Below are 23,252 nucleotides of genomic sequence, written 5' to 3' on the forward strand. Positions count from 1 at the left end.
ATGCCGCACCATGAGACGCATAGTGATGTCACTCTTTTCCAGTCCTGAGTCGTTACTGCAGGTGATGAGTCAGCAGGAGATCGTCGAAGCCGTAGAGGATGGGGATCGTATTATTATCGACCAGGATGGGAATGCCTCGGTTAACTACAAGAGCAACGAGGTTCGCCAGGATTTCCTGCGCCATGTTAATACGTTAAAGAGGGCCTGATATGGGAACAGCAATATTCATGGTGCTGATGGTCTGCGGGTACTGGTATACCAGCCGCGATCTTTCGACGCGGTTTAAAATTAAGCGTTCTTTCGGTTGGGATGTCTACTTTCTCGTCGCGCTTTACGGCTGTATTTTTGTTTTACAGGGCGTGATCGCAACCGGCCTGCTCTGGCTGCTGCTGTTTGCGCTCTCGGCTGCCGACAATACGTTCCATATCACCTCGCAGAAGTATGCTGACTGGCAAATGGATTTTATGAACTGGAGTTTTTTAGGCATCCAGGCGCCGGTCGTGGTGATGCTGGCCTTCGCCATTCTCTTTTGCCTCTATCGTTCAAACTGGGCGGGCAGCGCGCGGCTGGACGGCGAAGGTCGGAAAAAGCTGTATCAACGCCTGGCCCAGTCGAGCGGTATTGAACAACTGCTTTATCAGTGTATGGAGCAAGGCGAACTGGCGCAGATCACTTTACGGTCGAGGCGAATTTACGTCGGCATGATCCATACCGCGACGCTGGAATATGAAAAGACGGCAAATATCGTGCTTATCCCCATGCTGAGCGGCTACCGCGACGAAAAGTCGATGAACTTCTGCATCGAAAATAACTACAGCAAATGGTACGCCGGGCATGATATTTCGCTCGATTCGGAACCCAAAAGCGCGATGGATTTCAGAAAAGTGATTATGTTGAACCAGATTGAGAGTCTTTCACTCTTTGATCCTGCAAGCGCCAGCGCGTTAACGATGGCCCGGCAAGAAGATTGAGCGCTCTCGCCCGGAGCTGTTATTCTGCCTGCAGCTGATTTAGCGTGTTACTCTCTCTAAACTGCGCTTCAGCTGGCTGATAATATCGTGGGTATCCATCCCCATTTGCGCATGAATAATGGCTCCATCTATCAGCATCATGATGTCAGAAATAACGTCCCGATCGGCAATCCCGGTCAACTCAGTGATTTTGCGCTGAGTCGCCCATTTATGTTTGCGGCAAATTTCTTTTATTTCACTTTCAATCTCTTCGGATTTTGCTTCTGCGCTGGCGTTAATAAAGGCGCAACCGTGGAATACCGGGGAAATAAACCACTCATTTAAGGTTTCAGACAATGCCTCTGATGCGGTCTTATCCTTTTCAAGATTGCGGCGCAGCGCGGTTTCGAACCAGTTTATCCACAGTACGTGTCGATAATCTAAATAGGCCAGGATAAGCAAACTCTTACTCGGGAAATAGCGATAAAAAGTTACTTTCGTGACCTTTGCCTGCTTGATCAGGGTATCGACCCCCGTTGCCTTGAAGCCTGTGGAATAAAACAAATCATGCGCCGTATTGAGTATTTTCTCCTTCACGCTGATTTTGGCATCGTTACTGGCGGGGGATGTATTCACAGGACAGAGACCTCAAGTGATGTGTTGACAGTGGTTATTATGAGGCATAGATTAACACCAGTAGACAGACCTGTCTACCTCAACGCATCTGAGGTCATTGAAATGAATACTCGTCCACCGTTACCCCCGTTCACACGTGAAAGTGCAATTGAAAAAGTCAGGCTGGCTGAGGACGGCTGGAATAGCCGCGATCCTTCGAAAGTCGCACTGGCCTATTCTCTGGAAACGAAATGGCGCAACCGCGCTGAATTCGCGAATAATCGCGATGAAGCGCAGGCATTTCTGCAGCGAAAATGGAAAAAAGAGCTCGATTATCGCCTGATAAAAGAACTTTGGGCATTTACTGAAAACCGAATCGCCGTACGTTATGCCTATGAATGGCATGATGATTCAGGCAACTGGTTCCGCTCTTACGGCAATGAAAACTGGGAATTTGCCCCGGACGGGCTCATGACGCGCCGTTTCGCCTGCGTAAACGATATGCCGATCACTGCCTCTGAACGACTGTTTCACTGGCCGCTGGGCAGACGCCCTGATGACCACCCTTCGCTGAGCGATCTTGGGCTGTAAACGTACTTTAATTTCCCGCACACAAAAGTTAGAGGTGACGCTCACTTCAGCGAAGTCATCAGGAATACCCTATGAACGGTTTTCAGGAGGTAAAAAATGAAAAAGCTTCTGATATGCTGTTTGTTCGGGAATACTGCAAACTCGCTGGCCAAAAAAATGCAGACGCTGGCTGAACGTAAAGGCGACTCGCTCATCATTAGTGCCGTGGGGCTGGATAATTTCGCCAGCGTAGCCCCCGCTTTCGACGCGTTTCTCATTGCACCGCACGTTCAATATAAACTCGATGAGATAAAAGAAAATGTCGGAAACGATCGCGCCATCGCCATCATCCAAAGTCTGCCGTATGCGTCACTTAATGCGGAAAACGTTTTGACCTTTGTTAAAGCCGAAATGCCTGAGCTGTTCCTCTAATAGAAAGGCCGCTTTATTTGCGGCCTTTGTTATGTATAAAGTTTGTTTTGTTCTGAAGAAAACGGGTCGGCTACCGGGGCATCGTCGCTGAAAAAATATTACGCCCGAGAGTCGCACGCAGTATCGCACTATCGCGCGAAAAACAGTGATACACTCAGCCCATCTATCTTCGTCGGGTTTCAACAGGCTGATTAACGCGTAGGTTCACCCTTTGCAGGAGTGACCAAATCATAACATGGTCACTCATTGTCAATCGAAGCCCGTCACGCTAAGCTGAAATAATGACTAAAAATATGACTATCCCCTCTATACGTGGTCCACTCGATCACACCGTCCGCGAGCAAATCGTCGAAGCGGCTTTTGAGCATTTCGGCCATTACGGCTACGAAAAAACCACCGTGGCAGAACTGGCCAAATCTATCGGTATTTCAAAAGCCTACATCTATAAGTTTTTTGATTCCAAGCAGGCTATCGGTGAGGTTATTTGCGCTAACCGTCTGGAGTTGATCATGGCTGCCGTGCATTCAGCGATAGCCGATTCGCCGTCGGCAAGTGAAAAACTGCGCCGTCTGTTCAGGGCGCTCACTGAAGCAGGAAGTGAACTCTTTTTCCACGATCGTAAACTTTACGACATTGCTGCCGTTGCCGCCCGTGACAAGTGGCCTTCAACCGAGAAGTACGCAGAAGGGCTGATGAAGCTGATAGAGAGCATTGTTGTCGAGGGCAGACAGGCCGGTGAGTTTGAACGAAAAACGCCGCTGGACGAGGTGACGCAGGCGATCCACCTGGTCATGTGCCCGTTCATCAACCCCATTCAGCTGCAGTACAATCTTGAAGAAGCCCCCACGGCGTCAGTCCTTCTCTCCTCTCTCATTCTCAGAAGCCTCGCCCCCTGACTAGTGACCATTGACTTTATTGGTCACTAGTCAGAGAATGCGGAATCCGTCCTGTTAATTCAATAAGGGTTCCCATGCTCAGGCTCAATTCAGCCCGTTTTGCCATTTGCCTCCTGCCGTTCGCCCTGGTGGCGTGCGGCGATAACCACGCGAGTGACGATCCTCGCACGCGGCCACCGCTTGTCAGATCTGCATCCGTTATTCCTGCGGCCGATACATCCCACGCCTTTACGGGGGTAGTCGTGGCAAGAACGCAAAGCGATCTCGGTTTTAGGGTTCAGGGCAAAATTCTGGAACGCCTTGTTGATACGGGGCAGACCGTTAAGCAGGGTCAACCCTTGATGCGCCTTGATCCTGTAGACCTGAAGCTGCAGGCACAGGCGCAGCAGCAGGCGGTGGATGCCGCCCAGGCACGCGCGAGGAAAGCGGTCAGTGATGAGGGGCGGTATCGCGGCCTTGTGAAGACCGGCGCCGTCTCCGCCTCAGAATACGATCAGATAAAATCCGCCGCCGATGCGGCCAAAGCGGAGCTTAGCGCTGCCCGCGCGCAGGCAAGTGTGGCGCAAAACGCGACGGGATATGCCGTCCTGCTGGCCGATTCTGACGGGGTGGTGATGGACACCCTCGCCGAGCCCGGGCAGGTCGTCAGTGCCGGTCAGGCGGTGATCCGGCTGGCCAGAGCGGGACAGCGGGAGGCGCTGGTGCAGCTATCAGAAACCTTGCGCCCCGCGGTGGGTAGCGAAGCGCAGGCTACGCTCTACGGCAAAGAAACTCAGCCTGTTACGGCCAAACTGCGGCTGTTGTCCGATTCCGCCGATGCCACTACCCGCACCTACGAGGCACGATACGTGCTGGAAGGCTCGCTGGCGAACGCGCCGCTGGGGGCGACCGTCACGCTGAACATTGAAAAAAACACGGAACACCGCCAGGTCATGCAGGTTCCTCTGGCCTCGCTCTACGATGCGGGCAAAGGGCCTGGCGTCTGGCGGATTTCGGCTCGGCCTGCAACGGTTTCGTGGCAGCCCGTCACCGTGGTTAGCGTCGGTGATGACGCCGCGCAGGTGACGGGTGGCGTGAAGCCCGGTGAGAAGATTGTGGCATTAGGCGCGCATCTTCTGCACGAAGGCGAAGCCGTTCGGCTCGCCGATCGACAAGATGCAGCGCAGTCGAGGAGCCAGCCATGAGCGAAGGACGCTTTAACCTCTCAGCGCTTGCCGTACGCGAGCGTTCCGTCACGCTGTTTCTGATAATCCTGATTACCCTTGCCGGTATCTACGCATTTTTCGGGCTAGGGCGCGCGGAAGATCCGCCCTTCACGGTTAAGCAAATGACGGTCATCAGCGCTTGGCCCGGCGCAACCGCGCAGGAGATGCAGGATCAGGTGGCCGAGCCGCTGGAAAAGCGCCTGCAGGAACTCAAATGGTATGATCGCACCGAGACCTATACTCGTCCCGGCATGGCGTTTATCACCCTCTCTTTGCAGGACAATACGCCACCGTCTCAGGTGCAAGAACAGTTCTATCAGGCTCGAAAGAAGCTGGGGGATGAAACCCAAAACCTCCCGGCCGGCGTGATGGGGCCGATGTTCAATGACGAGTTCGCCGATGTCACTTTTGCCCTCTTTGCGCTGAAGGCAAAAGGCGAGCCCCAGCGTCTTCTGGTGCGCGATGCCGAAACGCTGCGTCAGCAGCTCCTGCACGTGCCTGGCGTCAAAAAAGTGAACATCATCGGCGAGCAGGCCGAACGCATTTACATCGCCTTCTCGCACGATCGTCTCGCCACGATGGGGCTAACGCCTCAGGATATTTTCAGTGCGCTAAACAATCAGAACGTATTAACCCCGGCAGGCTCAATTGAAACCCGCGGCGCGCAAATCTTTATCCGCCTCGACGGCGCGTTCGACAAGCTGCAGAAGATCCGCGATACGCCCTTTATCGCGCAGGGCAAAACGCTCAAGCTCTCCGATGTCGCCACGGTCGAACGCGGATATGAAGATCCTCCTACCCTGCTGATCCGTAACCAGCATGAACCGGCGCTGATGCTAGGAATTGTGATGCGTGAAGGCTGGAACGGGCTGGCATTGGGGAAAGCGCTGGATGCCGAAACGGCAAAAATTAACGACGCTATGCCTCTGGGGATGACCCTGACGAAGGTTACCGATCAGTCCGTGAACATCAGCTCGTCGGTCGACGAGTTTATGATCAAATTCTTCGTCGCGCTGCTGGTGGTGATGGTCGTCTGTTTTGTCAGCATGGGATGGCGCGTGGGCGTGGTAGTTGCGGCCGCGGTACCGTTGACGCTGGCGGTTGTGTTTGTGGTGATGGAAGCCTCGGGGATTAACTTCGACCGCATCACGCTGGGCTCGCTGATCCTTGCCCTGGGCCTGCTGGTGGATGATGCCATTATCGCCATCGAAATGATGGTCGTTAAAATGGAGGAAGGCTACGACAGAATCAAGGCCTCTGCTTACGCCTGGAGCCATACCGCCGCCCCTATGCTGGCGGGCACCCTGGTCACTGCCATCGGCTTTATGCCCAATGGCTTCGCTCAGTCGACCGCCGGGGAATACACCAGCAACATGTTCTGGATTGTTGGCCTCGCCCTGATTGCCTCATGGGTCGTTGCCGTCGTTTTCACCCCTTACCTTGGCGTAAAACTGCTGCCGGATATTCATAAAGTGGAAGGTGGTCATACCGCCATTTATAACACGCCTCGCTATAACCGGTTCCGCCTGCTGTTGACCCGCGTTATCGGCAGAAAATGGCTTGTCGCCGGTTCCGTTATCGGCATTTTTATCCTCGCCATTCTGGGGATGGGTCTGGTGAAAAAACAATTTTTCCCGACGTCTGACCGCCCAGAAGTGTTGGTTGAAGTCCAGATGCCCTATGGCACGTCTATCGAGCAGACCAGCGCAGCCACGGCGAAAATAGAAGAGTGGCTGAACAAACAGCCTGAAGCCAGGATCGTGACCGCCTACATTGGCCAGGGGTCACCGCGTTTTTACCTGGCAATGGCCCCCGAGTTGCCCGATCCCTCGTTTGCGAAGATGGTGGTGTTAACGGACAGCCCGGAGTCTCGTGAAGCGCTCAAGTTCAGGCTTCGCGAAGCGGTTGCCAGCGGCCTGGCACCTGAAGCACGCGTGCGCGTCACGCAGCTGGTGTTTGGTCCGTACTCTCCCTACCCGGTCGCCTGGCGGGTTATGGGGCCAGATACCAACACGTTGCGCGACATTGCGGATAAGGTTAAAGCCGTACTGCAGGCAAGCCCAATGATGAGGACCGTCAATACCGACTGGGGATCGCGGGTACCCACGCTGCATTTCACCCTCGACCAGAACCGTCTGCAGGCAACCGGTTTAACATCGAATTCCGTTGCCCAGCAGCTGCAGTTCCTGTTATCAGGCGTGCCCATTACGTCCGTGCGGGAAGATATTCGTTCGGTTCAGGTGATCGGCCGCGCGGCCGGTGATATCCGTCTGGATCCGGCAAAAATTGAGGGCTTTACCCTGGTGGGTAATGCGGGTCAACGCGTTCCACTCTCGCAAATTGGGGATGTTGAGATCGGAATGGAAGACCCTTTATTGCGTCGTCGCGACCGCACGCCCACGATTACCGTGCGGGGCGATATCGCTGACAATCTACAGCCACCGGACGTGTCTGTCGCCATGATGAAACAGCTCCAGCCAATAATTGATTCACTTCCGCCCGGATACCGTATCGAAATGGCGGGATCGATTGAGGAATCCGGCAAAGCAACCCGTGCAATGGCGCCGCTGTTCCCCATTATGATTGCCCTGACGTTGCTGATCATCATCGTGCAGGTGCGGTCCATGTCGGCAATGGTCATGGTCTTTCTTACCGCACCGCTGGGGCTTGTAGGGGTGGTACCTACGCTGCTGTTGTTCAATCAACCGTTTGGCATCAATGCGCTGGTCGGACTGATTGCCCTCTCGGGTATTCTGATGCGTAATACGTTGATTCTTATCGGGCAAATCGATCATAACCAAAAGGATGGGCTCGATCCTTTCCACGCGGTCGTTGAGGCAACGGTACAGCGAGCACGGCCGGTGCTCCTCACGGCGCTGGCGGCAGTTCTGGCGTTCATTCCCCTAACGCATTCAGTGTTCTGGGGAACGCTGGCCTATACGCTCATTGGCGGAACGCTGGGCGGTACCATTATTACCCTGGTCTTTTTGCCCGCGATGTATGCCATCTGGTTCAGGATCCGCGCTGAGGGAGCAAAACCCGGCGTATCCCCATCCGCACAAACCCTGTAAACTACTAATAGTAGATACATACATGAGGACATTATGGTTGTTAAGCGCTTAAGAAAAGAGGAGCGTCGGGTGCAGCTGCTGGAAGTGGCGCGTGGAATCGTGCGCCAGCAGGGCACTGAGGCGCTGACGCTGGGCTATCTCGCCGAGCGGGCGAACGTCACTAAGCCTATCCCCTACGACCACTTTGGCGATCGTGAAGGCCTGTTGATGGCGCTGTACCAGGATTACAGCGATAGGCAGTTAAAAAAATTCCGCGAGACGCTGACGGTGGATAACAAAACGCTGGCACAGACTCTCCGCTTTTTCAGCGCCGCGTATATTGATTGCGCAATCAGCGCAGGCCCAGAGACAGGGCCAATCGCCGCAGCCCTGTCCGGCTCACGGGCATTGCAGGCCTTTCTGGAGGCCTGCGTCGCCGAATGTGCTGACTGCCTGCGGACCGCGCTTTCCCCGTTCATCGTCCTGAAAGGTGTTGCGGGTGAAGCCGTGCTGACGGCCATCATTGGCGCGGCGGATGCGCTTAGCGCCGCTGCGGGCAATGGGGTGCTCGCGCGCAATGTCGCGGAAGATATGCTCACGGGGGCAATGACCGGAGTCCTGGAGGCTTACGCGAACAGCACAAAATGATCGGCGTTTGCGGATTGACAGATAAGTTACCAGTAGTAACATATAGATTAACAAATCCCTATTTGAGGTCGCTATGTCTACAACAACTGCCATAAACAATGCGCTGATCGTCACGGCTCACCCTGTCGAAAATTCGTTATCACATTCACTGGCGGCGCGAATTGCCGCGAAGCTACGGGAGCAAGGTACGCAGGTAGAGATTGCGGATTTGCATGCTGAAGGTTTTTCTCCGGCGATGGTCCGTCCCGATCTCGCGCTCTATCACGGGGATGCCGGCGCGCTTCCCGACGATATTCTGCGTGAGCAGCAGCGCGTGGATCGCGCAGATATGTTGGTGTTTGTTTTTCCGGTGTACTGGTGGTCAGTTCCCGGCCTGCTGAAAGGCTGGTTTGACCGCGTGCTGACCCTGAACTGGGCTTACAAAGTGGCGGAAGATGGCCGGGTTGTGGGAAGCTTACGCGACGTCCCCGTCCGTCTTATCGCGACGGCAGGCAGCGATATCGACGGGTTCGAGAAGCACGGTTATAACACGGCCCTTCATACTCAGCTGGTTGAAGGGGTGTTTGGCTTCTGCGGGCTCAAAAACGTCACGCTGGATATCCTCTATCAGGCCGATACTGCCACACATGCGCAGGTGGACGCGTTCATGCAACGCCTTGAAAGTGATGCTGTAAACGGGAACGTTGAGTAAAACTCAAGTTAAAGTCCATTATTTGTCGTTTTTCAAACGCGCGCTTCCTGAAATATCATCCTCTAACACCTGCTTTATTGTTGATCGAAAATAACAAAACCACTTCAACTATAAATGATGAGAGTATAGGGAGCGCACATGACACTTGAGGTTTTATTGCAGTTAATGGATATAGCATCGTCACGTAAAAAAAACGCCGGTGACGATAAGAAAAATATTACGTTTGATACAAAAACGCCCGACTCTCATTTGCGTGAGTTAATTAATATGCTGTCATCAGAAGAAAACCATTCTGATGTCATTTCGCCGTTGATACATCGTCTGACTATTCTTTCTGCTGCCCAAAGCGACCCCGCTAAGGCCGAGGCGCTGCTCATTGCCAATTTGCCGAAAGAGGAAGAAACCTGGCCATTACTTGACTTTTCAGCCTGGCCACAGGTGCGTTATGCACTTTCAGGTGAGGTACAGACCCCTGAGTCCGAGGCTTATTTTAGTAAAGTGACGTCTGCGGCCAATATATTACGCGCTGCGCTACTGGATTCAGAGCACGCGAGATCGGCACCGACATTTACCATTCTGGATAAACTGCTCAACCTGAACAGCGCCTTGCCGGAAAGATATAAAAAAATGGCTAACATTCCCTATTCATAAAAAGAGATGTGCCTTCTCTTCAGGATATTCCATACCGAATATCCTGCTTTTTTTTTCCTGACTGATATCCTCAATCAAGACACACCACATTCTGCGATGGCTCACCCGGCGCGTGGCGATTCAGCCAGTCCAGCAGGCTATCTATGCTCTGTTTTCGGAGCGAGTTTTTTGGCCAGACAATGTAGTAGCCGTCGCCCGTTACGATGGCCTCCCTGAAAGGCAGGGCAAGAAGGCCACTTTCCAGCGCCTCCGCCGTGAGACGCAGGTCAGCCATTGCAACGCCGTGCCCGTTCATGGCCGCAAGACTTCCCTGCTCCAGCGTGTCAAAAACCACCCCGCCACTCATCTCCAGGCCGGGAAATAATCCCGTTTCTCTCAGCCACCGTTTCCAGTCCCGTCGGTCAGGCGTGGTATGGATAAGATCGCATTGAGGAAGATGCTGTCGGGCAGATTCCAGCAAAGAGGGAGTACAAACGGGAACAAGCCATTCACTGAAAAGCAGCCTGCTCTCGGTGGACTCGCCAAAATTGCCATTACCCAGCAGGATTGCGCAATCAAACGGCTCACGGCTGAAGTCAACGGTATCAATATCCATCCAGACGCTGGCTATTTCAATTTTGGGTTTTTCATGATTTTCACGAAACGATCTCAGGACGTTAAGAAGCCATCTCATGGTAAGGGTGCTGGGTGCTTTGAGACGCAGCAAATGATTTTCACTTTTGAATGCGCCGCAGGCCCACTCCATACTCCTGAAGCTTTCGTTAAGCTGCCCTGCCAGAACACGCCCAGCTTCACTGACCTCTACTCGTGGTCCCTGTCTTTTAAAAAGCTCACAGTCGAACCACGTTTCCAGGGTACGGACATGTCTGCTGACCGCGCCGGGCGTAATATTCAGTATTTCAGCGGCTTTACTGAATGAGTTTAACCGCGCAGCAACTTCAAAGGCACGCAGGGCATACAGTGGAGGTAAGGACATAATACTCCTCAATATAAGGGTTTTTTCAGCAGACCCGCAGCCGAAGTCAGTATCCTAACAAATTTGTCCGTAAATAAAATTATTGTTCATAGCAATCAGAGGAAAACGGATGCTCTCACTATGGATCCCAAAAAAATATCACCAAAACTGGCAGTTGATTCTTATTTGTATGACTTTTAATATTCAGCCGCCACTTATTTATTAAATTTGGTTTAGGGATATAAAAATGAAAAAAAGTATTATTGCAGGAATGATGGTAGCCACGTTTTCAGGTGTAGCTTATGCAGATCAAGCACAATTTACGCCTGACTTTTCCCCAGGCAGCATCACTGTCTCAGCCTCTGGTGGGATGCTGAGTGGGAAATCTCATGAAATGGTTTATGATGACGTTACAGGGAGAAAAATAAGCCAGCTGGACTGGAAAATAAAAAACGTTGCCATTCTGAAAGGTGATGTATCCTGGGATGCGTACACTTTCCTTACCCTTAACGCTCGCGGCTGGACCTCGCTGGCATCAGGCTCCGGTCATATGGATGACTATGACTGGATGAACGAAAGACAATCCTCCTGGACAGACCACTCCTCCCATCCTGCGACGAATGTGAATTATGCCAACGAATACGATCTTAACGTCAAAGGCTGGATATTCCAGGACAGTAACTATAAAGCGGGGGTAACCGCGGGCTATCAGGAAACCCGTTTCAGCTGGACGGCGACCGGTGGGTCATACAATTATGACAACGGCGCAAATACGGGCAATTTCCCTGCCGGTGAACGGGGTATTGGATATAGTCAGCGATTCTCTATGCCTTACATCGGCCTTGTGGGTCAGTATCGCATTAATAACGTTGAATTTAACGCCCTGTTCAAATTCAGTGACTGGGTTCGCGCACACGATAACGACGAGCACTACATGCGCGATCTGACTTTCCGTGAAAAAACGACAAACTCTCGCTATTACGGCGCGTCAATTGATGCGGGATATTACGTAACGCCCCAAGCTAAAGTCTTTGCCGAATTTGCCTATAGCAGCTATGAAGAGGGCAAAGGCGGCACTCAGATGATTGACACCACCCGTGGCGAATCAGACTCTATTGGCGGTGATGCAGCAGGTATTTCAAACAGAAACTATACCCTGACAGCGGGCCTGCAATATCGCTTCTGATTCAACCTGCATGCGTTAATTAAACATAAAGCCCCTGATGGGGCTTTTTTGACGACTGCAACAATAACCGGCCCTAGCTCGCCGATTTTGGCCGTAAATTCTCATCAAACGCCAGCCGCTTGCGCCCTTCTTCCACTTCGCGCAGCGGTTCTACCTGATGCATCGTCTGCTTGCAGCGCTCCACCAGCACCTGATATTCCCGGGTTCCCTGCTTCTTCCATTCGAGTTCCTGTGGGCTCAGCTCACGTATCGCCTTCGCCGGGCTGCCGATAATTAAATGGTTGGCAGGCATATCCGCTTTTGCCTTCACAAAGGCCGCCGCACCAACGATGCTGTTTTCACCAATCGTTGCGCCGTCCATCACCACGGCGTTCATTCCCACCAGCGCATTACGGCGAATAACGCAGCCGTGTAGAATGGCGCTGTGACCGATATGCCCGTCCTCTTCCACCACCGTATCCTGCTCCGGGAAGCCGTGCATCACGCAGTTATCCTGGATATTGGCCCCCTCCTTTACCACGATGCGGCCAAAATCTCCGCGCAGGCTGGCGTTAGGCCCCACGTAAACCCCTTTGCCCAAAATCACGTCGCCGATAAGCACCGCCGTCGGGTGAACATAGCTCTCTTCTGGCACCACCGGCGTCAGGCCGTCAATTTGATAAACAGGCATCCTCACTCCTTATGCAATCGTAAGACCACCAAAGCGTTGGTAATAGAGCGTGCCCGGCACCGGCAGCTCGCCGACCGAGGTTTCACCTTTCTCGCTGACAAACGCCAGCGCTCCCGGCGCCACGCGCTGATAGATGTTGATGCAGAGCTGTCGCGCGCTTTGACCCGACCAGTGCGCCGGAAGCAATTCCTCCGGCAGGAGCGGATCTTTAAGTACAACGCGACGATAAAAATGAATCAGCAATAGCTGGATCTGGAAGCAGCGTTCCGGCGAGAGTTCGTCTGGCTCGGACTCTTTCAGCAGCGGCAGCAGCGGGCGGAACGAGTCAATAAAGGTTTCGTACATCGCGTTTTGCTCGGTAAGCTGCCAGCACTCTTCCACCCGCGCCCGTAACGCCGCACGGGAAAGCGCCAGCGGTGAATGGGCCTCAAAAAAGATAACGTTTTCCGCGACACCGGCATCGTGGAGCAATGACTGCACGTCGGCCAGATGCTGCGATGGCGAGGCCATGAGGCTCGGCGCCAGCGTGCCAAACCCCTGCCAGATAAGCTGTTTTTTGACGTCGGCAAGCGTGGTTTTATCCAGACCTTCAGAAAGCAGCAGCAGCCATTTACCATCCCATGCGGGCAGTTCGGCACGGTAAATTTTACTCTCCGCGCGGCGGGTCAGCCGCAGGCCCTTATCGCTCAGGCGGTAAAAACTGCGCCGCCCGATGCGGGCGACATCCAGCCAACCTTCTTTATTAAGGCGGAACAGCGCGGTTCGCACGAAGCGCTCGCCAAATCCCATTCCTTCCAGCAGCGCGGCCAGGCTTCCAAGCCAGATTTCACCGCCGCGATGGGAAAGTGCGTCACCGTATAACGAGGAGATAAGCGATGTTCCACTGATGGGTACCGAGCTGACCGCGTGCTGGATGAAGGCGTCGAGTTTATTCATGTGATTCATTCTGTTGTGATTTTTTTCCTTGATGAATCATAGCACAGGATTAAACATATCCCTCTCCCACGGGGAGAGGGATAACGACCGCTACGCTCAGCCGTTGGCCGCCGCCTTGCGCAGGTCAAACACGCGGCAGGCTTTGCCTTCCGAGCGTGGGATACTGCCGCAGTTGACGATCGTCACATCGGTTGAAATCCCAACCATCGATTTAATGCGATGGCGCAGCTGGTGACAGACCTGACAGCGCTGCTCGTGCGTCAACGTTAAGCTACTTTCTTTTAGCTCAACGCGCACGGAAAGCGAATCAAGATGACCGCGGCGGTTGACCTCCAGCTGGTAGTGTGGCGATAAATGTTCAAACTTGACGATCTCTTCCTCAAGCTGTGACGGAAAAACGTTAACGCCGCGAATGATCAGCATATCGTCGCTGCGCCCGCCGATCCTGTCCATGCGGCGCATGGTGCGAGCCGTTCCGGGCAGCAGGCGCGTCAGATCGCGGGTACGGTAGCGGATAACCGGCAGCGCCTCTTTAGTCAGCGTCATAAACAGAAGTTCGCCCTGCTCGCCGTCATTAAGCGGCGTGCCGTCGTTAGGGTGAACGATTTCAGGAAAGAAATGATCTTCCCAGATGGTCGGGCCATCGGCGGTTTCAAGGCACTCCATCGCCACGCCCGGCCCCATCACTTCGGATAACCCATAAATATCCAGCGCGGTGATACCCAGACGCTTTTCAATTTCGCGGCGCATCGCCTGCGTCCACGGCTCGGCGCCGAACACGCCCACGCGCAGGGAACATTGGCTGGCATCGCCGCCCATCTGGCGCTCCAGCTCTTCAATCAGGTTGAGGCAGTAGGACGGCGTCACCATGATCATATCCGGTTGGAAATCGCGGATCAGCTGCGCCTGTTTCTCCGTCTGTCCGCCGGACATCGGGATCACCGTCGCGCCTAAACGCTCTGCGCCATAATGTGCGCCCAGGCCGCCGGTAAAGAGCCCGTAACCATAGGCCACGTGAATTTTGTCCTTCGCACTGCCGCCCGCCGCGCGCAGGGAGCGCGCAACGATATTGGCCCAGTTATCAATGTCATTTTGGGTGTATCCCACCACGGTCGGCTTGCCGGTGGTGCCGGACGAGGCGTGAATACGCACCACCTGCTCCATCGGGACGGCAAAGGTGTCGAACGGGTAGTTATCGCGTAAATCCTGTTTTGTGGTACACGGGAATTTGCGAATGTCCGCCAGCTCGTTGAAATCGTCAGGATGAACGCCCGCCGCGTCAAACTTGCGTTTGTACATCGGAACGTTGTTATAAGCGTGATGAAGCGTCCATTTCAGGCGCTCGGTCTGCAGGGACTGTAACTCATCAAGGGACGCGGTTTCGATCGGATCAAGCTTTGTTGTATTTGTCATTGTAGGGTACTCACAGTGTTAATCGCTCAAACACGCTCAAGGATCATGGCAATGCCCTGACCCACACCGATGCACATCGTACACAGCGCGTAGCGCCCGTTGCGTCGATGCAGTTCATTACTGGCGGCCAGTGCCAGCCGGGCACCGCTCATCCCCAACGGATGACCTAAGGCAATCGCCCCGCCGTTCGGGTTAACGTGCGCGGCATCATCCGCCAGGCCCAGCTGGCGCAACACGCCCAGCGCCTGGGAAGCAAAGGCTTCATTGAGTTCAATGACGTCCATATCGGTAATGCTGAGTCCGGCGCGCTCCAGCACTTTGCACGTTGCAGGAACGGGGCCTAATCCCATCAGACGCGGTTCAACGCCAGCCGTACACATGGCGACGATACGCGCGCGCGGGATTAACCCCTGAGCGAGCGCCATCTGCTCACTGGCGATAATCAGCGCAGCCGCGCCGTCGTTGACGCCGGAGGCATTGCCCGCCGTGACCACGCCATTTTTGCGAAACGGGGTTTTTAGCCCGGCCAGTTGTTCCAGCGTGGTGTCCGCCCGCGGATGTTCATCCTCGCAGACCGCCGTCACCGTCCCTTGTTTTCCTGGCACCTGCACCGAGACGATCTCCTGTGCCAGCACGCCGTTCTGCTGTGCCTGAGCGGTGCGTTGCTGGCTGCGATACGCAAACGCGTCCTGATCGGCACGACTGATATTTAACATTTCAGCTACATTCTCCGCCGTTTCCGGCATGCTGTCAGTTCCGTATTGCTGATGCATGAGCGGATTCACAAATCGCCAGCCGAGGGTGGTATCGAAGATCTCTGACTGGCGCTGAAACGCGGCAGTGGCTTTGCCCATCACAAACGGCGCGCGGGACATGGATTCCACCCCGCCAGCTATCAGCAGGTCACCATCACCGGCCTTGATGGCACGAGCGGCAAAACCAATGGCGTCCAGCCCGGAGCCGCACAGGCGGTTGATCGTCGTGCCTGATACGGTTTGCGGCAGACCGGCCAGCAGCGCCGACATACGCGCCACGTTGCGGTTGTCTTCACCCGCCTGGTTGGCGCAGCCGAAAATCACATCATCAATCCGCTCCACGTCTAACTGCGGGTAGCGCGCCAGCAGCGCGCGCAGCGGTACGGCGCCCAGATCGTCGGCGCGCACGCCAGATAACGCGCCACCGTAACGACCGACCGGGGTACGAACACCCTCACAAATAAATGCGTCACGCATCAGGCTTCTCCTGTCACACTGCCGCCAATGCGGTGAGATTTCCCGCGAAAAAGAGCGACTGTTTTTTGGTGTTGGTTGTGAATTTCAATGTCGTACACGCCGGTCAGCTTGCCCTGATGCTTAACCCGCGCCGTGGCGGTCAGCGTGTCGCCGGCAAAGCCCGGACGCAGGAAATCGATGGAGCAACCGGAGGCAACCGCCGCCAGCCCCTGGCTGTTGCAGGCATAAGCAAACGCGGTGTCTGCCAGCGAAAAGAGCTGTCCGCCGTGGCAGGTTTTATGCCCGTTAAGCATCTGCGGGGTAATGGTCATGGTCACCCTCGCGTAACCGTCGTCCATGTCCATAATGTCGATCCCCAACGCCTGAGCGCAGGCGTCCTGTTCATACATGATGCGGGCGTTACGCCAGGCGTTATGACTCATAGCTACACTCCAGAAGCGCGCGCTGGCGCAGCAGTGAACAGGGGCGATAGCGCTCTTCACCGTAATGACGCTGTAGGTTTTCCAGCAGGGTTAACAGACGCTGCCAGCCAAGACGCTCCCCCCAGGCAATCGGCCCGCTCGGGTAGTTCACGCCCAGACGCATCGCGGTATCGATATCTTTTTCGCTGGCGACGCCTTTTTGCAGGGCGTCCAGCGCTTCGTTGGCAATCATCGCGACGGTCCGCCAGACCAGCAGGCCAGGGTAATCCGCAATCTGCACCACCCGGTTTCCCTGCTGCTGCAGGTACCCAATGGCCTTGCGCGTGACGCTGTCGGGGTTGCTGAACGCCGCCGCAATCACGGCCACATCGCGCTCAATGCGGTCTACCACCACCACCGGTCTGTTATGCTTCACCGCCAGCGACTGCGCCGTCTCGCCCTGCGTTTCAATTAACAGCAGCTCGTCAATTCTTGTGACGCTGTCACTTATTTTCTCTACCCGCACCGGGTTGCTATCGCTGACGGACGCACTCCACTGCACGGCAGGCCTGTCAGCGTGCCAGTCGTATACACCCTTCCCGCTTTTTTTACCTAGCCGTCCGGCCAACACCAGCTCCTGCTGAACCAGCGACGGCAGAAAACGGCGCTCCTGCCAGAAGGCGTTAAACACGGAACAGGTCACGGCAAAGTTAACGTCCTGGCCAATCATGTCCGTCAGCTCCAGCGGCCCCATTGGGAAACCGCCGCCTTCGCGCAGCGCGGCGTCGATTGTCTCGGGTGTTGCCACCTGTTCTTCCAGCGCGCGCCAGGCCTCGGAATAGAACGGACGCGCCACGCGGTTGACGATGAACCCAGGCGTTGACTGGCAGCGAACCGGCTGTTTTCCCCAGTTCATCGCCAGTTCGCACAGCGCATCCGTCACTTCAGATGAGGTCGCCAACCCGCTGACCACTTCCACCAGCTTCATCACCGGCGCGGGGTTAAAGAAATGGAGCCCCGCCACGCGCTCCGGGTGGCGAATCTCTGCCGCAATCGCCGTGATGGAGATGGATGAGGTGTTGCTGGTCAGCAACGTCTGCGCCGGGCAGACGTCAGCCAGCTTTGCAAACAGCGCCTTTTTTACCTCAAGGCGTTCGGACGCCGCCTCAATGACCAGATCTGCCGCCGCGAGGGCTTCGATATCCGTTACCGGGATCAGCCGGGCGAGAATTTGCCCGCTGGCATCGGCAGAGAGCTTGCCGCGCGCGACTCTGGAAGCCAGCCGCGCACGAATGCCGTCAACGGCACGTGAAATGGCGTCAGCGGCAATGTCGTAAATCAGGACCTGATGCCCGTGGCTGGCCGCGACGTCGGCAATCCCCGCGCCCATGGTGCCGCTGCCGATCACGGCGACAGTGCGAATGTTCACCATCTTATTTCCCCGTAAAGTTCGGAACGCGTTTTGCCATGAAGGCGCTGACGCCTTCACGATAGTCAGCGCTACGCCCGGCCAGACGCTGATAGTCACGCTCCAGGTCAAGCTGCGCGTCGAGGGTGTTGGTCTCGGCAGCGTTGAATGCCTGCTTAATCAGCCCGAGACCAAAGGTTGGCTGTGACGCAAAGTGCAGCGCCATCTTCTGTGCCGTCGTGGAAAGCTGGTCGTCATCCACCACCTGCCAGATCATCCCCCAGTCCTGCGCCTGTTCAGCGCTGAGCGTGTCACCGAGCAGCGCCAGCCCCATCGCACGGGCGCGCCCCGCTACGCGCGGCAGTAGCCAGGTGCCCCCGCAGTCCGGGACCAACCCGAGCTTGCTGAAGGCCATCACAAAATGGGCTGAGCGGGCCGCAATGACCACATCACATCCCAGCGCCAGCGTTGCCCCTGCGCCCGCCGCCACGCCGTTGACCGCGCAGATAACGGGTTTCGGCAGTTTTGCCAGGCGACGCACCAGCGGGTTGTAGAAGGTTTCAACGGACATCCCCAAATCCGGCGCCGGGCCGTTGGGGTCGACGTTGCGGTCATTGAGATCCTGACCGGCACAGAAACCGCGACCGGCGCCGGTTATCAGCAGACAGCGGATAGCGTCATCGCGCTCGGCCAGCTTCAGGCATTCGGCAAGCTGCTGGTGCATCACGTCGTTGAAGCTGTTCAAGCGATCCGGACGGTTTAGGGTAAGGGTCATCACGCCTTGCTCTACATGACTCAGGATAAATTCCACGGTTAGCGTCCTTTAAAATCGGGGGTGCGTTTTTGAAAGAAGGCATCGATGCCCTCGCGGCGATCGTCGGTGGCAGAGAGCAGCGTAAACAGCTGCCGCTCCTGAGCCAGCCCGGCCTGAAGCGGGACTTCCTGAGACTGGCGCAGCGCCTGCTTCGCCGCCTGCAGCGCCAGCGGAGAGTGGCGGGCCATCAGCCCAGCCTGCTTGAGGGCGTACTCCAGCGTCAGCGATGCCGGGAACACGTCGCTGACCAGACCGGCGCTCAGCGCCTGGAACGCGCTGATGCTCTCCCCCGTCAGCACCATCTTGCTGGCGAGGGATTTGCCCACGCTACGGATAAGGCGCTGCGTGCCGCCAGCCCCTGGCATAATGCCGAGCGTGATCTCCGGCAGGCCAAAGCGCGCGTTATCCCCGGCAATCACCACGTCGCAGAGCAGCGCGAGTTCGCACCCGGCCCCCAGCGCAACGCCGTTAACGGCGGCGATCAGCGGTTTCGTAAAGGCGTTAATCCGCGTCCAAAGCTGCGGGCGGATATCGTTCAGGGTGGCAGGCAGATCCTTTTCCGCCATTTCGTTGAGATCTGCCCCGGCCGCAAAGCAGCGTTCGCTGCCGTAAATCACGCAGGCAGAGATCGCGCTATCGGCGGCGGCGGCGTCAAGCACGTCCGCAATCTGCATCAAGAGCGCATTGTTCAGCGCATTGCGCGCCGCCGGGCGGTTTAGCGTGAGCTGCAGCACGCGGCTGTGACGAGAGATAATCAGTTCGCTCATGCCATCCCCTTCGCATCAAAGTCGACCACCACGTCGGCGGTTAACGGCAGCGACTGACAGCTCAGCACGTATCCGGCGGCCAGCTCGTCCGGCTCCAGGCTGTAGTTAGTGACCATATCCACTTTGCCGCGCAGCACCTTGCATTTGCAGGTGGCACATACGCCCCCTTTGCAGGCATACGGCAGGTCTGCCCCCTGGCGCAGGGCCGCATCAAGAATGCTTTCATCGTCCGCCGTCAGGGTGATTTCGCGGTCGCGCCCGTCCTGGCGCACGGTCACTTTTTGTCCTTCGGCCTGCACGCCGATCGTGCGCTTGACGGCGGTTCCCGGCGTGTTGAAGCGCTCAAGGTGAATGGCGTTTTCCGGCGTTCCTAGCGCTTTAAGCGCCGCTTCGGCCTCATCCATCATCGTCGACGGGCCACAGATAAAGGCTTCGTCGTACTGACGGAAGTTGATCACTGTTTTCGCCAGCGCCTGCAGTTTTTCACCGTCGATGCGGCCGTGCAGAAGTTCGCTGTCGAGCGTCTCCTGGCTGAAGAGGGACACCAGCTGCAGGCGCTGTGGGTATGTGTCTTTCAGATCCGCCAGCGCCTGGCGGAACATCATGCTCTGGCTGCTGCGGTTACCGTAAATCAGGGTGAAATGGCTGTTAGGTTCAGTGACCAGCGTGGCGGAGATAATCGCCAACATCGGGGTGATCCCGGAGCCTGCGGCGATCGCCAGATAGTGCCCTTCACGCCCGGCCTGCGGCTGGTAGCCAAAATGCCCTTGCGGCACCATCACCTCCAGCGCCATGCCCGGTTTGATCTCGTCCCGCGCATAGCGGGAAAATCGCCCGCCTTCGACGGCTTTGACCGCCACGCTAATTTCCCCCGGCGCGGCGCTGCGGCAAATGGAATAACAGCGACGCAGTTCATCGCCACCCAGCCGGGCTTTCAGCGTCAGGTGTTGACCCGGGCGGAAGCGGTAAGCCTCCTGCAAATCGTTAGGCACTGCGAACGTTATCGTCACCGCATCGCGGGTTTCGGGTTCCACGTTTGCCACTGTTAATGAATGAAACGTTGTCATGGCAGCCTCAAATACATTTGAAATAATCGAAAGGCTCACGGCAGGTATTGCAGCGGTAGAGCGCTTTGCAGGCCGTTGAACCAAATTCACTGATAAGCGCGGTGTCGGTACTCGCGCAGCGCGGACAGGTGACCTCAGCAGGGACGTGGACATGACAGCTGTGGCCCACGGGCGGACTGATGCCATATTCACGCAGACGTTCACGCGCGTCCCCGGTCATCCAGTCGGTCGTCCAGGCGGGCTCTAGCTGGAGCACGATATGCACCGGGGTAAACCCCTGCGCCGTCATCGCCTCGCGGATCGCACCCAGCAGGTGTTCCGTCGCCGGGCAACCGGAGTACGTTGGCGTGAAGCCAATCACCCAACCTTCCCCTTTTGCCGCGACGCTGCGCACCATGCCCAAATCGGTAATCGTCAGCACCGGGACTTCCGGGTCCGGGATCTGGCTGAGCAGCGCCCAGATTTGCGGGATTTGCGCGGGAGCGATGTCGACGAGACGTTGCATGGCGTTCTCCTTCCTTACCACTGCTGGCCGGGGTACATGCGCTGGAGATATTGCATCTCTGCCAGCATCGGCCCCAGATGTTCGGAGTGCAGCCCTCGCTTGCCGCCCGTGCGATACGCCGCTTCATCCGGCACGCACAGGGTGGCCTCCCGCAGGCCGGCAAAGACTTCGTTTTCCCATGGCTGACGCAGGGTGCGCGGGTCTACCGCCACGCCGGATTCCATCAGCGCCAGCTCAACATCATCGGCTTCAAACAGCTCGGCCGTAAAGCGCCACAGGGCGTCAACCGCCTGCTGCATTTTCCGTGCGGAGGTTTCCGTGCCGTCGCCCAGACGGATTACCCAGCCGCGGCTAAAGCGCAGGTGGTAGCGCACCTCTTTAATCGCTTTCGCGGCAATGGCGGCAAGCTGGCTGTCGGTGCTTTGGGTCAAGCGCGCGTACAGCGCCACGTTCCAGGCATCCATCAGGTACTGACGAACCAGCGTGTCGGCGAAACTGCCGTTCGGCTGCTCTACCAGCAGTAAGTTGCGGAACTGGCGTTCATCGCGACTAAAGGCCAGCGTGTCTTCATCGCCCTGACCGTCCAGCTCGGCGGCGTAGGTCAGGAAGTTGCGCGCCTGACCCAGCAGATCGAGCCCGATATTGGCCAACGCCAGATCAATTTCCAGCTCCGGCGCGTGGCCGCACCAGCCGCCCAGGCGCTGGGAAAGCACCAGACCGTTGTCGCCCAGTCGCAGGGCATAGGCAGAGACAGTTTTCATTCCTGACCTCACATGTGTTCGATGCCATCAGGGATGGTGTAAAACGTCGGATGGCGGTAAACCTTGCTTTCCGCCGGGTCAAAAAATTCACCGCGCTCTTCGGGCTGCGAGGCGACGATTTCGCTCGCCTTCACCACCCAGATAGAACAGCCTTCGCTGCGGCGGGTGTAGGCATCACGCGCGTTTTCAAGCGCCATGCGGTCGTCAGCGGCATGAAGACTTCCCACATGACGGTGGGACAACCCTTGTTTGCTGCGTACGAAGACTTCGTACAGCGGCCAGTAGACATTGCTCATCCTGTTTCCCCTTAGGCCACGTTGCGGACGTGCTGTTTTTCTGCGTGCGCCAGTGCGGCTTCGCGCACCCACGCCCCTTCTTCCCAGGCGTTGCGTTTGGCGGCCAGACGTTCGTGATTGCAAATGCCGCGCCCGTTAATGACCTCTTCAAACTCCTGCCAGTCAATCTCGCCGAAGCGGTAATGACCGCTCTCTTCATCAAAATGCAGGTCGGGATCGGGCACGGTCATGCCCAGCATTTCCACCTGCGGGACGGTGTTATCCACGAAGCGCTGGCGCAGCTCATCGTTACCAAAGCGTTTGATTTTCCAGGCGAGGCTGCGCGCGCTGTTCGGCGAGTTATCGTCGTTGGGCCCGAACATCATCAGAGCCGGCCACCAGAAACGGTTGATGGCGTCCTGCAGCATCTGGCGCTGTGCTTCGCTGCCCTGCGCCAGCGCCATGCAGGCCTCAAACCCCTGACGCTGGTGGAAGCTCTCTTCTTTACAGATTTTCACCATCGCGCGAGCGTAGGGGCCGTAGGAGGTGCGGCAGAGCGCCACCTGATTGACGATGGCCGCGCCGTCCACCAGCCAGCCGATCACCCCGATATCGGCCCAGCTCAGCGTGGGATAGTTGAAGATGGAGGAATATTTCATCTTGCCGTCAAGCATCTTCTGGTAGATATCTTCCCGCGCGCAGCCCAGCGTTTCCGCTGCGCTGTAGAGATACAAACCGTGCCCGGCCTCGTCCTGCACCTTTGCCAGCAGGATGGCTTTACGGCGCAGCGTCGGGGCGCGAGCAATCCAGTTCCCTTCCGGCAGCATGCCGACAATTTCGGAGTGCGCATGCTGACCAATCTGACGGATCAACGTCTTACGGTAGGCTTCCGGCATCCAGTCCTGAGGCTCAATGGCCGTCTCCTGGGCTATGCGCTGCTCAAAGCGTTGTTCTTGCGTCACATCATCACCTTTATGATTCGTTAATCTATTTAACAAGGCCAATTCATGAATCGCTTTGTTTCTTGAAAGTTACACAAAGGTTAAATATAACCCCAAGGAGAGTTTGTTTATTTCGTGATCCATCTCGCAGGGATTTTGCTAAATCCGCCTGCAGAGGGGTTTTGATGGCAGCATTTCATCATGCCGGATCAC

At 56.2% G+C, this 23,252-nt stretch carries 26 protein-coding genes; 11 read left to right on the plus strand and 15 right to left on the minus strand.

The window, feature by feature from the left end:
- Window positions 1-10: 10 nt before the first annotated feature.
- Complete coding sequence (locus tag V5P19_RS06180; protein ID WP_334401242.1) at window positions 11-208, plus strand: hypothetical protein; 198 nt, start codon at window positions 11-13, stop codon at window positions 206-208.
- Window position 209: 1 nt separating this feature from the next.
- Window positions 210-971, plus strand: coding sequence for a hypothetical protein (locus tag V5P19_RS06185; RefSeq protein WP_334401244.1), 762 nt, complete (start codon window positions 210-212; stop codon window positions 969-971).
- A gap of 39 nt (window positions 972-1,010) precedes the next feature.
- On the opposite strand, the gene V5P19_RS06190 is transcribed toward V5P19_RS06185, so the two are convergent.
- Complete coding sequence (locus tag V5P19_RS06190) at window positions 1,011-1,586, minus strand: TetR/AcrR family transcriptional regulator (protein ID WP_334401246.1); 576 nt, start codon at window positions 1,584-1,586, stop codon at window positions 1,011-1,013.
- Between the two features lie 102 nt (window positions 1,587-1,688).
- Between V5P19_RS06190 and V5P19_RS06195 the strand changes: the two genes are divergently transcribed.
- The 8 genes from V5P19_RS06195 to V5P19_RS06230 all read left to right on the plus strand — a co-directional run bounded on the left by V5P19_RS06195 (window position 1,689) and on the right by V5P19_RS06230 (window position 9,708).
- Entirely contained in the window at window positions 1,689-2,156 is a 468-nt protein-coding gene (locus tag V5P19_RS06195) for a nuclear transport factor 2 family protein (protein ID WP_334401248.1), read from the plus strand.
- A 96-nt stretch (window positions 2,157-2,252) separates the two neighbouring features.
- Window positions 2,253-2,567 carry a PTS cellobiose transporter subunit IIB gene (locus tag V5P19_RS06200; protein ID WP_334401250.1) on the plus strand — a complete coding sequence of 105 codons (315 nt, stop codon included), beginning with the start codon at window positions 2,253-2,255 and terminating at the stop codon, window positions 2,565-2,567.
- Window positions 2,568-2,848: 281 nt separating this feature from the next.
- Window positions 2,849-3,463: a TetR/AcrR family transcriptional regulator gene (locus V5P19_RS06205; RefSeq protein WP_334401252.1), complete on the plus strand. Its 615-nt coding sequence runs from the start codon at window positions 2,849-2,851 to the stop codon at window positions 3,461-3,463.
- A 74-nt stretch (window positions 3,464-3,537) separates the two neighbouring features.
- Window positions 3,538-4,647, plus strand: a complete 1,110-nt coding sequence (locus V5P19_RS06210) for an efflux RND transporter periplasmic adaptor subunit (protein WP_334401254.1) — start codon at window positions 3,538-3,540, stop codon at window positions 4,645-4,647.
- Complete coding sequence (locus V5P19_RS06215) at window positions 4,644-7,739, plus strand: efflux RND transporter permease subunit (protein ID WP_334401256.1); 3,096 nt, start codon at window positions 4,644-4,646, stop codon at window positions 7,737-7,739. The genes V5P19_RS06210 and V5P19_RS06215 overlap by 4 nt, the downstream gene beginning before the upstream one ends.
- Before the next feature lie 33 nt (window positions 7,740-7,772).
- A complete protein-coding gene (locus V5P19_RS06220) occupies window positions 7,773-8,366 on the plus strand; it encodes a TetR/AcrR family transcriptional regulator (RefSeq protein ID WP_334401258.1) in 594 nt (197 codons plus the stop codon).
- Window positions 8,367-8,439: 73 nt separating this feature from the next.
- On the plus strand, window positions 8,440-9,057 hold the full coding sequence (locus tag V5P19_RS06225) for an NAD(P)H-dependent oxidoreductase (RefSeq protein ID WP_334401260.1): 618 nt from the start codon (window positions 8,440-8,442) through the stop codon (window positions 9,055-9,057).
- Window positions 9,058-9,195: 138 nt separating this feature from the next.
- Window positions 9,196-9,708, plus strand: a complete 513-nt coding sequence (locus V5P19_RS06230) for a hypothetical protein (protein ID WP_334401262.1) — start codon at window positions 9,196-9,198, stop codon at window positions 9,706-9,708.
- A 70-nt stretch (window positions 9,709-9,778) separates the two neighbouring features.
- On the opposite strand, the gene V5P19_RS06235 is transcribed toward V5P19_RS06230, so the two are convergent.
- Window positions 9,779-10,684, minus strand: a complete 906-nt coding sequence (locus V5P19_RS06235) for a LysR substrate-binding domain-containing protein (protein WP_334401264.1) — start codon at window positions 10,682-10,684, stop codon at window positions 9,779-9,781.
- Window positions 10,685-10,910: 226 nt separating this feature from the next.
- On the opposite strand from V5P19_RS06235, the gene V5P19_RS06240 reads away from it, so the two are divergent.
- Complete coding sequence (locus V5P19_RS06240; RefSeq protein ID WP_334401266.1) at window positions 10,911-11,849, plus strand: omptin family outer membrane protease; 939 nt, start codon at window positions 10,911-10,913, stop codon at window positions 11,847-11,849.
- A gap of 73 nt (window positions 11,850-11,922) precedes the next feature.
- On the opposite strand, the gene paaY is transcribed toward V5P19_RS06240, so the two are convergent.
- From paaY to paaA, 13 genes are all read right to left on the minus strand, one after another.
- Window positions 11,923-12,519, minus strand: a complete 597-nt coding sequence (paaY, locus tag V5P19_RS06245) for a phenylacetic acid degradation protein PaaY (RefSeq protein WP_334401268.1) — start codon at window positions 12,517-12,519, stop codon at window positions 11,923-11,925.
- A gap of 9 nt (window positions 12,520-12,528) precedes the next feature.
- The gene (gene paaX / locus V5P19_RS06250) at window positions 12,529-13,464 is read right to left on the minus strand and encodes a phenylacetic acid degradation operon negative regulatory protein PaaX (protein WP_334401270.1); all 936 of its coding nucleotides are present in this window, start codon (window positions 13,462-13,464) and stop codon (window positions 12,529-12,531) included.
- Window positions 13,465-13,551: 87 nt separating this feature from the next.
- Window positions 13,552-14,868, minus strand: a complete 1,317-nt coding sequence (gene paaK, locus V5P19_RS06255) for a phenylacetate--CoA ligase PaaK (RefSeq protein ID WP_334401272.1) — start codon at window positions 14,866-14,868, stop codon at window positions 13,552-13,554.
- 26 nt (window positions 14,869-14,894) lie between these two features.
- Entirely contained in the window at window positions 14,895-16,100 is a 1,206-nt protein-coding gene (pcaF, locus tag V5P19_RS06260; RefSeq protein ID WP_334401274.1) for a 3-oxoadipyl-CoA thiolase, read from the minus strand.
- Window positions 16,100-16,522 (minus strand): hydroxyphenylacetyl-CoA thioesterase PaaI, encoded by a 423-nt coding sequence (gene paaI, locus V5P19_RS06265; RefSeq protein WP_334401276.1) that lies wholly within the window; start codon window positions 16,520-16,522, stop codon window positions 16,100-16,102. The genes pcaF and paaI overlap by 1 nt, the downstream gene beginning before the upstream one ends.
- Window positions 16,512-17,933: a 3-hydroxyacyl-CoA dehydrogenase PaaH gene (paaH, locus tag V5P19_RS06270; protein ID WP_334401278.1), complete on the minus strand. Its 1,422-nt coding sequence runs from the start codon at window positions 17,931-17,933 to the stop codon at window positions 16,512-16,514. The genes paaI and paaH overlap by 11 nt, the downstream gene beginning before the upstream one ends.
- A gap of 1 nt (window position 17,934) precedes the next feature.
- Entirely contained in the window at window positions 17,935-18,720 is a 786-nt protein-coding gene (paaG, locus tag V5P19_RS06275) for a 2-(1,2-epoxy-1,2-dihydrophenyl)acetyl-CoA isomerase PaaG (RefSeq protein WP_334401280.1), read from the minus strand.
- 2 nt (window positions 18,721-18,722) lie between these two features.
- Window positions 18,723-19,490: a 2,3-dehydroadipyl-CoA hydratase PaaF gene (gene paaF, locus V5P19_RS06280; protein ID WP_334401282.1), complete on the minus strand. Its 768-nt coding sequence runs from the start codon at window positions 19,488-19,490 to the stop codon at window positions 18,723-18,725.
- Window positions 19,487-20,557, minus strand: coding sequence for a 1,2-phenylacetyl-CoA epoxidase subunit PaaE (gene paaE / locus V5P19_RS06285; RefSeq protein ID WP_334401284.1), 1,071 nt, complete (start codon window positions 20,555-20,557; stop codon window positions 19,487-19,489). Before paaE ends, paaF begins: the two co-directional genes overlap by 4 nt.
- Before the next feature lie 7 nt (window positions 20,558-20,564).
- Window positions 20,565-21,062, minus strand: coding sequence for a 1,2-phenylacetyl-CoA epoxidase subunit PaaD (gene paaD / locus V5P19_RS06290; RefSeq protein ID WP_334401286.1), 498 nt, complete (start codon window positions 21,060-21,062; stop codon window positions 20,565-20,567).
- 14 nt (window positions 21,063-21,076) lie between these two features.
- Window positions 21,077-21,823, minus strand: coding sequence for a 1,2-phenylacetyl-CoA epoxidase subunit PaaC (gene paaC, locus V5P19_RS06295; RefSeq protein WP_334401289.1), 747 nt, complete (start codon window positions 21,821-21,823; stop codon window positions 21,077-21,079).
- 8 nt (window positions 21,824-21,831) lie between these two features.
- Window positions 21,832-22,119 carry a 1,2-phenylacetyl-CoA epoxidase subunit PaaB gene (gene paaB, locus V5P19_RS06300; protein WP_008502380.1) on the minus strand — a complete coding sequence of 96 codons (288 nt, stop codon included), beginning with the start codon at window positions 22,117-22,119 and terminating at the stop codon, window positions 21,832-21,834.
- A gap of 11 nt (window positions 22,120-22,130) precedes the next feature.
- Window positions 22,131-23,060 (minus strand): 1,2-phenylacetyl-CoA epoxidase subunit PaaA, encoded by a 930-nt coding sequence (gene paaA / locus V5P19_RS06305; protein WP_334401291.1) that lies wholly within the window; start codon window positions 23,058-23,060, stop codon window positions 22,131-22,133.
- Window positions 23,061-23,252: the final 192 nt, after the last annotated feature.

Origin of the sequence: Enterobacter sp. UNJFSC 003 (assembly GCF_036903355.1) — a bacterium.
GTDB lineage: Bacteria > Pseudomonadota > Gammaproteobacteria > Enterobacterales > Enterobacteriaceae > Enterobacter.